Below are 12,126 nucleotides of genomic sequence, written 5' to 3' on the forward strand. Positions count from 1 at the left end.
CATGCAGCATAGGTGCTGGGCGGGGCTACTAGGTGTGTTAGATTTTTATGGTGAGACTAGAGCGAGAGGCTCAGGTCTAGCGGTGTGGCGCTACTACTCGATAGCGATGGTGCGACGAGCCTTCTGCTGCTCCTCTTCGCTGATCTTGGGGATCGAGAGGGTGAGGACGCCGTCGGCCATGCGAGCCTGGATGCGCTCCTCGTCGACATTGTCTGGCAGGATGAGGGTCTGCTCGAACTTGCTGTAGGAGAACTCGCGACGTAGATAGCGACTCTGCTCGTTTTCGTGCTGCTCCTCCTCGTGGTGGCGCTCCATCGTGATGACTAGGTCGTGCTCCTCGTTGATCTCGATGTTGAAGTCCTCGCGCTTCATGCCTGGAGCTGCAATCTCTACGCGAAACTCCTCGGGAGTCTCTAGTACGTTGATAGCGGGTGCGGTAGCGTTGGGTCTTACCATCCAGTTGCTGTCAAAGAGGTCGCTCCATAGTGTGGGCCTCCAATTGTTGTCTCTTCTTGATAGTGTCATAGTAGTATTGATTTTAATAGGTGTTTGTGTACTTACTCTGTGCAGGGGTTCCGATCTCTCGGGAGACCTGCACTAACTATCTAGCAAAGGGTAAGCCAACGGCTGGAAGTGCGACAATTTGTCGCAAAAGGCGACTGACGAAACTACTCGGAGCGCTTGGCACCGCGGGCTAGCTGGTAGAAAACTTCGTCCATCGAGTCACAGTCAAATTGTCGCTTTAAGGCTCGTGGGGTGTCTAAGGCTCTGATCTGTCCGTCTACCATGATGGAGATGCGGTCGCAGTACTCCGACTCGTCCATATAGTGTGTGGTGACGAAGACGGTGATGCCCTCGGCGGCAGCGTTGTAGATGAGCTCCCAGAAGCGTCGCCGTGCCACGGGGTCTACGCCTCCCGTAGGCTCATCAAGGAAGACTATCTTGGGGCGGTGAAAGATAGCGACGGAGAAGGCCAGCTTCTGCTTCCACCCGAGGGGTAGGCTGCCCACGCGGAGCTTGCGCTGATCGTAGAAGTTGAGCTCCTCGAGGAGTCGCTCCATACGGCTCTGTATGATGCGTCGCGAGAGACCGTAGATGCGTCCGTAGAGGAAGATGTTCTCCTCGACAGAGAGGTAGTCGTAAAGTGAGAACTTCTGGCTCATGTAGCCGATGTTTCGCTTGATCAGCTCGGTCTCTTTGCGCACGTCATAGCCTGCTACCTCGGCGTAACCTGAGGTGGGCTTGAGCAGTCCGGTGAGCATACGTATGGCGGTGCTTTTACCAGCACCATTGGCTCCGAGGAAGCCGAAGATCTCGCCCGGCAAGACGTCGAAGGTGATCTCGTCGACAGCGGTGAAGTCGCCGAAGCGCTTGGTGAGCTTATTGGCCAATATACTATACTCGGTGGAGGGCATGGGCTAGGGCTCTTGAGAGATGATGAGGAAGTAGTCCTCGATGGAGGGGGGGATCTTGCGGATGTCTAGCCCCTTGACGCCTTGCTCTAGGAGGCGCGTGTGGATCTCCTCGGGGGTGATCACTTGCTCGTCGAAGGTGAAGTGGTGCGCCTCGCCAAAGGCATAGCTGCTGAGTACGCCACTGAGGCTGCGCAACTTGAGGAGCAGGTCGCCCATATCTTCTGCGGTGGCGGACCAAAGGGCACGATCCATGTTTGAGACGAGCCCGTCGGGGGTGTCTATGGAGAGGATCTGGCCATCTTTCATCAGGGCTACTTGGTCGCATAGCACCGCCTCGTCCATGTAGGGGGTGCTGACGATCATCGTGATCTCGCCCTGCTCGCGTAGCTTGGAGAGCATCTGCCAGAACTCGCGGCGTGAGACGGGATCGACGCCAGTCGTCGGCTCGTCGAGTAGGAGGAGGCGAGGCTTGTGTATGAGTGCGCAGGAGAGAGCTAGCTTTTGCTTCATACCGCCTGAGAGCTTGCCAGCGGGACGCTTTTCGAAGGGAAGGAGCATCTTATAGATGTCCTCGATGAGGTGGTAATTCTCCTCAACGGTCGTCTTGTAGACGGTGGCGAAGAACTCGAGGTTCTCCCGCACGGTGAGGTCTTGGTAGAGGGAGAAGCGACCAGGCATGTAGCCGATCTGATGACGTAGCGGGCGGTAGTCGCGCTTGACGTCGTGACCTAAGACGGTGACCGCGCCAGCGTCGGGGTTGAGGAGCGTGGCGATGATGCGTATGAGGGTCGTCTTGCCGGCTCCGTCGGGGCCGATGATCCCTAGTAGCTCGCCCTCACGGACGCTGAGGTCGATGCCCTGGAGCGCAACGGTCTTGCCAAAGCTCTTGCATACGCCCTGACAAGATACTGCTGGTTGGGTCGCCTGAGCTACAGACATAGGTCTACTGGTCTAGTACGACACGTCCGTACTGTCCGATGCGTAGCTTGCCGTCGTTGGGGACGCGTACCTTGATCGCATAGATGAGCGAGGCGCGGGCGTCGGGCGTCTGTATGTTCTTGGGGGTAAACTCAGCTCGGTCGGAGATCCATACCACTTCGCCTGTGTAGGCTTGTGCCTCTTCCTCGCCCATGTCGCTATAGACGGAGACCTCTTGCCCGAGGGTTACGTGTTCTAGCTGCTCTGCGGTGACGTAAGCGCGCAGATACATCTGCTTGAGGTTGGCTAGGCGAAAGAGCGGCATGCCTTGTCCTGCTAGCTCGCCCTGATGCAGGTAAACGGTGAGCACCGTCCCCGAGATAGGTGCCTTGATGAAGCTCCGAGAGATCATCTGGTCTACCTGACTCTCCTGTACGGTGAGTGCGTCGCCACTACCTGTGGCGGAGCGATTTTGCTGTCCGATGGTAGCTCTGGCGGCGGCTATCTGCCCTTTGACAGCAGAGATCTTGGCATCGATCTCGTCTAGTGTGCGCTGTGCCATGACGCCACGAGTTACGAGCGGGGCATAGCGGTCACGCTCTTTGTTGAGTGCCTCGAGCTGAGCTTCTAGAGGTGCGACCTGTGTTGCTGCATTGGTATGTCCCGCTGCATTGACTGTCGCTTGCTGCGTGTCAACGAGGTCTTTCTGCAGGGCGAGGAAGGTGGTGTCGATCAGTCCTACGACCTGTCCCTCCTCTAGCTGGTCCCCCTCAGAGACGTCTAGACGCAGTAGCTCGCCCGAGGTGACGGCCGAAACAACGATCTCCTCCGCCTCGAAGATACCTTGGGCGGAGTAGTCGCTACTGTGGTCTTTGCACCCCCATGAGAGTAGGAGGGTGAGGAGGAAGAGGTAACCTATATATCGCTTAGCGTGTGTCATCTTATTTGCCAAAGAAAGAAAAAGGAAAGGGACGTATCAAAGGTAAAGAAAGTTTTTGAGAGAGAGGGGAATGTCACCACTGAGCTCCTCTCGCGAGCCTTGCCATGCGACTTGACCTTTGTCTAGGTAGAGGACATGATTAGCAATGGTCTTGATGGAGTTCATGTCGTGCGTGTTGACCACCGTCGTGATCTGGTACTCCTCGGTGAGCTCTTTGAGTAGCTTATCTATCGAAGCCGAGGTGGTAGGGTCTAGTCCAGAGTTTGGCTCATCGCAAAAGAGGTAGTGTGGGTTGAGTGCCACGGCACGGGCTATGGCTACGCGCTTCATCATACCGCCACTGATCTCTGAGGGGAACTTGCGCTGAGCACCCTCTAGTCCGACCCGATCGAGGAGTGCCATAGCGTGTGCTTTGCGCTCTCGTGGCGATAGCTTGGAGAAAAGTTGCAATGGAAAGAGGACGTTCTCCAAGACGGTCATACTATCGAAGAGTGCTGATCCCTGAAAGAGCACGCCCGTCACTTGTCTTAGTCGCTTGAGCTGCTCCTTGGACAAGAGCATCATATTGTGCCCATCGAAGAGTATCTCTCCCGACGTGGGCTGTATGAGACCTATGAGACTCTTGAGCAAAACCGTCTTGCCCGCACCACTACGCCCGATGATGCAGTTGATGCTTCCTGGCTTAAAGGTGGCATTGATGTGATCCAGTACTACCTTGTCGTCAAACTCTTTGCAGAGCCCTCTGACCTCTATGATCTTAGTCACTTGTCCCATAGCCTTACATAAACAATAGACTGGTGAGTACAACATCGGCGAGGAGGATCAGCACGCAGCTCGACACCACTGCATTGGTGCTGGCGCGTCCTACGCCGAGGGCACCCCCCTTGACCGTGTAGCCGAAGTAACTAGCACCCGATGAGATGATAAAAGCGTAGACGAGAGACTTGATGATCGAGTAGAAGATATTCTTCGCAACGAAGAATGTCTGCAGTCCCATCTCGAAGTCTGACGGGGTGATCGAGGGAATAAAGTAAGTGGCTAAGTATCCGCCCACCAGCCCCGTAGACATGCTGATGACGCTCAGCACTGGGATAAAGAGCATCAGCCCGAGGATCTTGGGGAGGATGAGGAAGTTGGCGGAGTTAACACCCATAATCTCCATAGCGTCGATCTGCTCGGTCACACGCATGGTAGCTAGCTCGGAGGCGATGCTAGAGCCGACCTTGCCTGCGAGGATAAGACACATGATAGAGGAGGAGAACTCGAGAAACATGATCTCCCTCCCTGCATAGCCTATCGTAAAGCGAGGTATGAGTGGCGAGTTCATATTGATCGATAGCTGGATCGTGATCACCGTGCCAATGAAAAAGCTGATGATCACGACGATCCATATCGAGTCGAGTCCGTACTTAGCTATCTCTCGGATTAGCTGCTTGAAGAAGATGCCCCACTTCTTCGGCCGTCTGAAGACTTGCGCCATGAGGAGCGTGTACTCGCCCATGACACTGAGCGCATTGCCGATTGGATTAGCCATAGCTTAGCGGACTTGGATGATAGCCTTCTTCTTAAGCGGATTGAGCTGTCGCGTGTTGCTTGGGATGGAAGAGGAGCCAGAAGAGGACTCCTGTGACGAGCGCATAGCCTGCGAAGATGTACCAGACGGTCGTCCAGGCAGTCACGCCAGCCGTGGTGAAGTGCTCCACGACCCAGCCCGCACCTAGCGAGCCGATCACGACACCTAGCCCGTTGGTCATCAGGAGGAAGAGTCCCTGAGCACTGGCACGCATCGAGGGCGAGACAGACTGATCGACAAACATGGAGCCTGAGATGTTGAAGAAGTCAAACGCCATACCATATACCACCATCGAGAGAATGAGTGCGATGAAGCCCGGCATCCCGGGGTCGCCTAGGCCAAAGAGTCCGAAGCGTAGGAACCACGCAGCGAAGCTCATCGTCATCACGCCCTTGATGCCAAAGCGCTTTAAGAAGAATGGGATCGCGAGGATAAAGAGCGTCTCCGAGATCTGAGAGAGTGATAGTAGGATGTTCGGATACTTGACCGCAAAGCTATCGGCGTACTCAGCGGCCCCCTTGAAGTGGTCGAGGTACATATTGCCGTAAGCATTGGTCACCTGTAGCGCTGCACCGAGGAGTATGCAGAAGGTAAAGAAGACCGCCATCTGCCGATTCTTAAAGAGCACCAGAGCGTCCAGTCCTAGGATGGATAGGAGCGAGCGACGTCCCTCCTGAGCCTTCTTGACTCCGTGAGGTACTGCAGGAAGTGTCCAGGCGTAGATCGCTAGGGCGATGGCGGCGAAGGCTCCGAGGTTGAACTGCATCGGGCTGTCCATCCACTTAAATAGGTTGACCAGCCACATCGCCACGATGAAGCCGATGGTACCCCAGACACGTATCGGGGGAAAGTCCTTGACAATGTCTGCCTGCACCGTGCCGAGCGCATGATAGGCGACCGTGTTGGAGAGCGATAGGGTAGGCATGAAGAAGAGGTTGACCCCAAAGATGACCAGCCAGGTAGTCGCAAAGGACGTCCCCACAGGTAAGCAGCCGACAGCGATCAGACAGGCTCCCGTGAGCAGATGGCAGATCGAGAGCAGTCGCTCGGCACCGATCCACCGGTCAGCAATGATACCCGTCAGTGCGGGCGTGATGATTGCTGCAAAGCCCGCCGTGGCAAAGAGTCCGCCGACCTCCTGCCCGTCGTACTGCATCACATTGCCCATGTAGCGACCCATCGAGATGAGCCATGCCCCCCAGATGAAGAACTGGAGGAAGTTCATGACGATCAGTTTGAGCTTGATCTGTTCTTTTTCTTTAGTCATACCTTTTGTCGCTAATGTGCTTCCTCTCAGGTCTATCTCCGATTATAAAAGCCAGTCCCGATGACTCCCAGTTTGAAGCCCTTGTCACCCCACTTGAGCTGTACGGCTGAGGGGTAGAGCAGGTTGGTGATAGCAACCGTCTGGCCAGACGAGCTAGGTGTCGATGCTATCTCTGTAGTTACGGGGATCAGGAGTAGCTCCAAGTCTCTTGTCACACGATGATTGCCGTCCGCATCGGTCTCCATATTGCCTCGCATGTGCGCCTCAATGAGGTGACTGATATTGTTAAAGGTGTAGTTGCGCTCCAAGACGCTGTAACGCCCAGACACAAAGGATGTAGAGGCGACCCGGGGGTCGTTGATACTCTTAGCAAAGAAGTGCGCCACGCTATCCTGCGGTATCAGAAGTAGCTGAGGGGGCGGGTTGAAGTGCGTGTCTACGTTGGGAACATCTACCGATACCTGTAGCTTGCCTTCATTTATGACCCATCCGAAGCCTTCTTTATCCTTGCTCATCGCCTCATACTGGTGGAGCAGTCGGCTGAGCTCCTCCTTGCTACAGGTGAGCTTGGTGACGACTCCAGCGGGTGACTTGATATAGGTCTTGCCATCAGGCGAAGGCTTGAGTAACTCCTCGATGTGGCTGTGCTTGAGACTATTCAGTGCGTAGAGGCTCTTGTTACTGCTAAAGATCTCCCACCCAGGTTTGTAGACTGTCGAGTCTTCACCCTTGGAGGACTTTTGTGTCGTCTCAAAGGTGTAGAAGATGCGGAGAGCCGTCGAGTAGATCGAGAGGATATGCCCGGTACCCGTCGTCGAGGTGACGTAGAGACCACGGAGTAGATTGGACTCAAAAGCTTCTTGGGAGGCAAACCACTCGGGATGCTCACGCGAAGCCTTTAGAAAACGCTCTCCCAGCTCGTTGGGTACCCGTACTACAAGGCCTTTGACACCCGCCGTATCGGAGGGCTGGTAAGTCAGCTCACCGAGCAGCTTAGCCCCTCGCGTGTAGGGCGTCAGATCGTCGACCGAGTAGCGACTCTTAGGCAGAGGCTGTGTGATTTCATAGACCTGCGCCTTGCCCCATGTGGTGGTGTCGCCTACGGCACTTAGGTAAGAGAGCTCGATAGTAACCGAGTCGATACGATCCTTGATAGGCTTCTGTGTAAAGGTGAAGCCCGGTGCGCACTGTAGCCGACTGATGTAGCACGCCTCAAAGTCTCCAAAGACGGGATCTGAGATCTGCCCCAATAGCGAGATAGCACTACGACTATATATAGAGTCTAGAGGTATCGTCTCAGCACGAAAGCGTAGCGAGTCTCCCCGAGCCGTCACGAGGTCTCGCTCAGGTCGCAGACTCCCCCCGAGGGTGGAGTAGTCATCGTTGCAAGAGGTCAGTCCTAAGGCGCATAAGATGCAGATCAGGAGTGGTATCTGGAGGGTTTTTATTATAGTCCGATTCATAGATTCAGTCTAAGTGTCGGGTGCTGTGCCGACAGTCTCGGTAGATGAGCTAGAGACTTCTCGACAGCACCTAACATGTAATCTAGCTCCAAAGGTAAGGAAAAAAACGATTTGACCGCATATTCCTATCATTCGCCACAGGGCTGACGCGCTATCTACAATGAGTTCATCGGCCTCGCCTCTCCTTGCTGGTCGCTCATGTGTAGCTCCCGACAGAGCGATTATAATGCATCAGCCGTGAGTGGTCAAATTCAACGCTGGTTCGCTACAATAATTTAGACTCGACTACATATCCAAACGGCGCGATGTCGGGTAAAAGTGATTTCCACGTGGATATTCCGAAATATCCACGTGGAGATTTTTTATTTCCCAGGTAGGAAATAAAAAATTCCTCGGAGGAATCAAATGAAACTTCGGAGGAAATGAATGACGCCCACGTGGAAAATAAAAAATATCCACGTGGAGATTTGAGATTTTCCACGTGGATATTCGAGAAAGAAGGGAATCGGACGAATTTCCCTGTAGAGATATGTAATTAGTGGTTAGTGGGTAGAGGTTAGAGGGCAGGGCTGACACATTATAATATAATGACCTCATCTATGCCTCCCTCCTGAAGGGGGCAGAAGGGGCCTCGCGGTTAGTCTAGTCGAGGCTTGACCCAGCCATCTAGGCGCGAGGTGAAGTGCAGCCCCGGCATAGCCCGCTCAGGGTGATCTACTTGTAGCGAGCTCAGTAGCGTATAGCTCGTAGCGTCTAGCGCATAGTAGCTCGTGGCATCGGCAGTGGAGACCTTGAGGGTGTAGCTGTCTAGGTCGTTGCCGATGATGGTGAGATCCTCACGGAGTGGGTCCCACGAGGGTATCTCAAGGCGACAGGGGCGATAGCCCTCACGCTCGATCAGATAGAGCTGATGGTCTCGGGTAGAGACGAGACCGATATGCCGACGACTAGGCAGCTCCCAGACGAAGGCTTCGGCAGCCTCTACGCCTTCGGGCAGGTCAATAGCCCGCAGGTAGGGCTTGCCCGCCATCTGCTTGAGGTGAAAGAGCTTGCCCTGCTGATCAATGAGGAGGTAGCCGTTGTCATACTCCTTTTGTGCAGTCGCATTGCCAGCAACCCGTTGTGCGGGGAAGGCGAAGCCTTTATCCTGAAAGAGCTTCGTATAGCTAGCACTCTTCGCCTTGTCTAGCTGATTGCTCTGCATATCTACAAATTCGATCGCCTGATCGGTGATGCGAAAGAGATCTTCGGGCATCTCCAGCTTGACTCTCCGTGAGGCACTCTCCAGGAGGGGGTAGAGCGCTACGGTAGGCGCAGAGAGGGTGCGCGGTGAGCTGCGAAAGGTGACGCCACTCCGCTGTATAAGCTGTGGGGTCACAGCCTCTCCATAGAGTGTGTCGGGTAGGCGACCATCAGTCAGGAGCTGGCGGTAGTAGAAGGTGGGGAGCAAGCTGTCGACCTCCTCACGACTATACTGCACGCCCTTACCGCTATGGTAGGTTATCGCTCCCTCATCATGACCTGTGACGATGAAGTCGCCTAGTAGCTGACTATAGATAGTGAATGGCTCACGGCTTGCATCGGCTCGGAGGTAGTTGTACCACCAGGGTATCTGCCAGGCGATGAGTAGTGCTACGGTGATGTATAGGAGTATTGTGGCTATGCGCTTCATAATATTCTAGTCTTGTCTCCCCTCTTTGAAGCGGCTCACGGAGAGCCACACGAGTGTCGAGGAGAGGATGGTGTAGATAAGTAGCGTGGGCAGGAAGGGTGCGTAAGCTCCTGCCGTGGGTGAGATAAAGCAGAGACGCATCAGGAGTACAGCGATGAGGGTGTAGAGGATGCGTCTGCGCCAAGTGGGCTCTAGGAGTATCCAGCTCATGAGGAGGTAGCCGAGGAAGCCGGCCAAGATCCACGGCAATGTGGCGGAGAGGACGTAGGCGAGGAGTTCGTAAGCTAGGACTCCTTGCAGTCCGATGAAGAGGACACCTATATATAATAGGGTATGCCACAGCAGTAACGTCACCCCGCAGGCGAGCATCTGGTAGGTCGAGCGGAGCGGTGACTGAGGTAGGTGCAGGGTGAGCTTGAGACTACGACGAGAGAGCTCTGGCGCAAACTGAGCGATGGCGCAGAGCAAGCCTAGTATGAGCGGTACGTAGCGCATACTCTCTACGAAGACTACTCCCTTCTGTATCATCACGAGCCAGATATGGTCAGCACCTTGTAGTGCGATGGCTCGGTGTATGCGTATGACGCCGTAGAGCGGTACGGCCAGTGCGACAAGTGTCGATAGCAGTGCGTATAGTCGGAGCTTGAGCCACTCCTTATATATTATAGAGGCAAACATATAGATAGCGTTAGTACTTACCGGTGAGTCCTATGAAGGCATCCTCGAGCGTCGTCTCGTGTGCTGTGAGATCTTGGTAGGGGACGCCAGCCTGAGTGAGTCGCTCGGCGACCTCTAGCAGTGGAAGGAATGAGTAGCACTCCCCACGTCTGTGGTGCGCCTCAAAGTGGTACAGCCCGTTGATCTCAGGGAGAGGACGATCGTCTGTGAGGGTGCATCTGTAGAGTCGCCCCTCGTCTAGTATCTCAGCAACGGGTCGCTGCAGGAGTATAGAGCCGTAGTCCATGATGATGCAGTCATCGATCAGGCGCTCCATATCCTGGATGATGTGGGAGGTGAGGAAGATCGTGGTACCCTGCTCCTTGGCATAATGATGCAGGTAGTCCACAAAGAGCCTCCGATAGCCTGGGTCTAGTCCCATCGAGAAGTCGTCGAGGATGAGGACTTTGGGGTTTTGCGCTAGGAGCAGTCCGAGAGCGACCTGTGAGCGCTGACCACAAGACATACGACTGAGGTGCTGTCTCTCGGTGACCTTGAGTAGCTCCATCAGCTCGTAGTAAGCCTCTCTGCGCCACTTGGGGTAAAAGGGAGCGTAAAAGTGCTCTATCTGCCGTATAGTCATAAAGCTATACTGAACGTGCCCCTCGATGAGCAGCCCGATATCTTGTCTCAATCGATCAGGCATACGGGTTATGTCTTCGCCAAGGATGCGACAGACGCCCGACTTGGGGCGGAGGAAGCCACTGAGTATATTGATTGTGGTGGTCTTGCCGGTACCGTTCTTGCCAAGCAGACCGAGGATGCGACCACGAGGCACGGCAAAGGAAAGATCACGGTAGATCAGTCGCTTGCCGTAGTAGTGAGTCAAGTTGTGACACTCGATTAAGTTGTCCATGTTAGTTAAGTGGTATATAAGGGGAGGGTGTGGCTACTCTTTAGGCAGTAGTGAATGCTACTTGTCCTTATAGGAAAAGGAAGAGTAGTGGTACCGCCAGCCCGATCAAGAGAAGGATGCCTCCACGACCTATGAGTCCGCGTCTCCCCGGCACGATGAGTAGTCCCGTGAGGGTGATGAGGATAAGCCCGATGGCTAGCACATCAGCGACGATCGTCCACCAGCGCCCTGGGTTGTAGTGCAGTTGTGTCATAGAGCTGATGAGCGGGCGTCGCTCGATCGACTCGTAGACGGCTACCCCCGTTGAGGTATCGAGGAGTAGGGTGGCACGTCCCTTGAGGAAGACTTTGAGCGTGTGATCGTCAGGGTAGTAGTGCCTGGTATAGCTACCCGACAGGTCTATCTCGTCTAGGAGCTTACGGACGGCAGATGCGTCAAGGCGTCCAGCAGCTTGTAGCTCTTCTAGCGGGATCTGATACTCCCGCTGGGTGATGATGTAGTGTGGATTGATCGAGTCTCGGTGGTTCATGTAGAGACCCGATAGAGCATAGATGAATATAAGTGCAGCAAGTAGGAAGGATAGGTCGCGGTGTAGTAATCTACTCCAGCGACGCACGCTCCTACCTACTTTCTTGAAGTTTACTTTCATAGAGTCTTGTCAGTTCCAGATGGATTACTGCTGCTCTATCTGATAGCTTGTAGCATCGATGTGATAAAAGGAGAGGTATGCCTTGCCCTCCTGAGCTTCGCGCTCAGCGATCTGCTTGCGAAAGTCTGCGATACGAGACTCCGGTGTGTCGGCCGTTTCGCCACGAGCCTTCTTTTCGTTGGCGCAGCCTGCCTTGCCCTCGCCATGCTCTTTGGCGGCTTGAGCTTTGAGCTGCTCCTCCCAGTTTTGCAGATAAGCCTCGTCGATACGATCCTCGACAAGCTGTCCTGTGACGGTGACTATACTGTTGATACACTCCTGGGCAAAGGCACCCATCTCCTCACTAGCCTCAGCGCGGATCACCTTGGTGTCGTCACTGCCCATGAGGAAGGCTTTCTTAGCACCATGCTTGCAGAGGTGGGTGCAGATGCCCTGCACGGTAACCGTCTGACCGACGAGACTATCGGCAGAGGCGAGGAGTGCGTCCACCTCCATGTAGGTCGGAGCCTCCGTCTCTGTGGTTGCTGTCTGATTTTGCTTTTGCTTATTGCACCCGATGAGGGCGATGGCGAGTAGTGCTGTGAGAAGCACGAGAGATAGTTTATTGTTCATACTGTGTTGATGTGATGACTGTGTTTTGAGATAATAGGGTGTGA

13 protein-coding genes are annotated in these 12,126 nt (G+C 54.6%); all 13 read right to left on the reverse strand.

Annotated features, from left to right (window positions below):
* Positions 1-93: 93 nt before the first annotated feature.
* Positions 94-525 (reverse strand): Hsp20/alpha crystallin family protein, encoded by a 432-nt coding sequence (locus RDM37_RS04355; RefSeq protein WP_308555327.1) that lies wholly within the window; start codon positions 523-525, stop codon positions 94-96.
* Between the two features lie 143 nt (positions 526-668).
* The gene (locus RDM37_RS04360) at positions 669-1,415 is read right to left on the reverse strand and encodes an ABC transporter ATP-binding protein (protein ID WP_004331448.1); all 747 of its coding nucleotides are present in this window, start codon (positions 1,413-1,415) and stop codon (positions 669-671) included.
* A gap of 3 nt (positions 1,416-1,418) precedes the next feature.
* Positions 1,419-2,354, reverse strand: a complete 936-nt coding sequence (locus RDM37_RS04365) for an ABC transporter ATP-binding protein (protein WP_308555329.1) — start codon at positions 2,352-2,354, stop codon at positions 1,419-1,421.
* Positions 2,355-2,358: 4 nt separating this feature from the next.
* Positions 2,359-3,273, reverse strand: coding sequence for an HlyD family efflux transporter periplasmic adaptor subunit (locus RDM37_RS04370; protein ID WP_308555331.1), 915 nt, complete (start codon positions 3,271-3,273; stop codon positions 2,359-2,361).
* Positions 3,274-3,309: 36 nt separating this feature from the next.
* Positions 3,310-4,029, reverse strand: coding sequence for an ABC transporter ATP-binding protein (locus RDM37_RS04375; RefSeq protein WP_374043025.1), 720 nt, complete (start codon positions 4,027-4,029; stop codon positions 3,310-3,312).
* A gap of 22 nt (positions 4,030-4,051) precedes the next feature.
* A complete protein-coding gene (locus RDM37_RS04380; RefSeq protein ID WP_308555337.1) occupies positions 4,052-4,807 on the reverse strand; it encodes an ABC transporter permease in 756 nt (251 codons plus the stop codon).
* A 31-nt stretch (positions 4,808-4,838) separates the two neighbouring features.
* Positions 4,839-6,113 carry a nucleoside permease gene (locus tag RDM37_RS04385; RefSeq protein WP_308555339.1) on the reverse strand — a complete coding sequence of 425 codons (1,275 nt, stop codon included), beginning with the start codon at positions 6,111-6,113 and terminating at the stop codon, positions 4,839-4,841.
* 32 nt (positions 6,114-6,145) lie between these two features.
* Positions 6,146-7,576 carry a DUF4270 domain-containing protein gene (locus RDM37_RS04390; RefSeq protein ID WP_308555341.1) on the reverse strand — a complete coding sequence of 477 codons (1,431 nt, stop codon included), beginning with the start codon at positions 7,574-7,576 and terminating at the stop codon, positions 6,146-6,148.
* 637 nt (positions 7,577-8,213) lie between these two features.
* A complete protein-coding gene (locus tag RDM37_RS04395; RefSeq protein ID WP_308555343.1) occupies positions 8,214-9,248 on the reverse strand; it encodes a DUF4857 domain-containing protein in 1,035 nt (344 codons plus the stop codon).
* Positions 9,249-9,254: 6 nt separating this feature from the next.
* A complete protein-coding gene (locus RDM37_RS04400) occupies positions 9,255-9,926 on the reverse strand; it encodes a hypothetical protein (RefSeq protein WP_296951620.1) in 672 nt (223 codons plus the stop codon).
* A 10-nt stretch (positions 9,927-9,936) separates the two neighbouring features.
* Positions 9,937-10,821, reverse strand: coding sequence for an ABC transporter ATP-binding protein (locus RDM37_RS04405; protein WP_308555345.1), 885 nt, complete (start codon positions 10,819-10,821; stop codon positions 9,937-9,939).
* 67 nt (positions 10,822-10,888) lie between these two features.
* On the reverse strand, positions 10,889-11,470 hold the full coding sequence (locus RDM37_RS04410) for a PepSY-associated TM helix domain-containing protein (RefSeq protein ID WP_308555347.1): 582 nt from the start codon (positions 11,468-11,470) through the stop codon (positions 10,889-10,891).
* Between the two features lie 24 nt (positions 11,471-11,494).
* Positions 11,495-12,082 carry a hypothetical protein gene (locus RDM37_RS04415; RefSeq protein WP_308555349.1) on the reverse strand — a complete coding sequence of 196 codons (588 nt, stop codon included), beginning with the start codon at positions 12,080-12,082 and terminating at the stop codon, positions 11,495-11,497.
* Between the last annotated feature and the right edge of the window lie 44 nt (positions 12,083-12,126).

The sequence above is a fragment of the uncultured Porphyromonas sp. genome (assembly GCF_902489635.1).
Classification (GTDB): domain Bacteria; phylum Bacteroidota; class Bacteroidia; order Bacteroidales; family Porphyromonadaceae; genus Porphyromonas.

Bases quoted from the DNA above. Each gene is read 5' to 3' on its own strand.
- RDM37_RS04355 (WP_308555327.1), bottom strand. From the start codon at position 525: ATGACACTATCAAGAAGAGACAACAATTGGAGGCCCACACTATGGAGC.
- RDM37_RS04360 (WP_004331448.1), bottom strand. From the start codon at position 1,415: ATGCCCTCCACCGAGTATAGTATATTGGCCAATAAGCTCACCAAGCGC.
- RDM37_RS04365 (WP_308555329.1), bottom strand. From the start codon at position 2,354: ATGTCTGTAGCTCAGGCGACCCAACCAGCAGTATCTTGTCAGGGCGTA.
- RDM37_RS04370 (WP_308555331.1), bottom strand. From the start codon at position 3,273: ATGACACACGCTAAGCGATATATAGGTTACCTCTTCCTCCTCACCCTC.
- RDM37_RS04380 (WP_308555337.1), bottom strand. From the start codon at position 4,807: ATGGCTAATCCAATCGGCAATGCGCTCAGTGTCATGGGCGAGTACACG.
- RDM37_RS04385 (WP_308555339.1), bottom strand. From the start codon at position 6,113: ATGACTAAAGAAAAAGAACAGATCAAGCTCAAACTGATCGTCATGAAC.
- RDM37_RS04390 (WP_308555341.1), bottom strand. From the start codon at position 7,576: ATGAATCGGACTATAATAAAAACCCTCCAGATACCACTCCTGATCTGC.
- RDM37_RS04395 (WP_308555343.1), bottom strand. From the start codon at position 9,248: ATGAAGCGCATAGCCACAATACTCCTATACATCACCGTAGCACTACTC.
- RDM37_RS04400 (WP_296951620.1), bottom strand. From the start codon at position 9,926: ATGTTTGCCTCTATAATATATAAGGAGTGGCTCAAGCTCCGACTATAC.
- RDM37_RS04405 (WP_308555345.1), bottom strand. From the start codon at position 10,821: ATGGACAACTTAATCGAGTGTCACAACTTGACTCACTACTACGGCAAG.
- RDM37_RS04410 (WP_308555347.1), bottom strand. From the start codon at position 11,470: ATGAAAGTAAACTTCAAGAAAGTAGGTAGGAGCGTGCGTCGCTGGAGT.
- RDM37_RS04415 (WP_308555349.1), bottom strand. From the start codon at position 12,082: ATGAACAATAAACTATCTCTCGTGCTTCTCACAGCACTACTCGCCATC.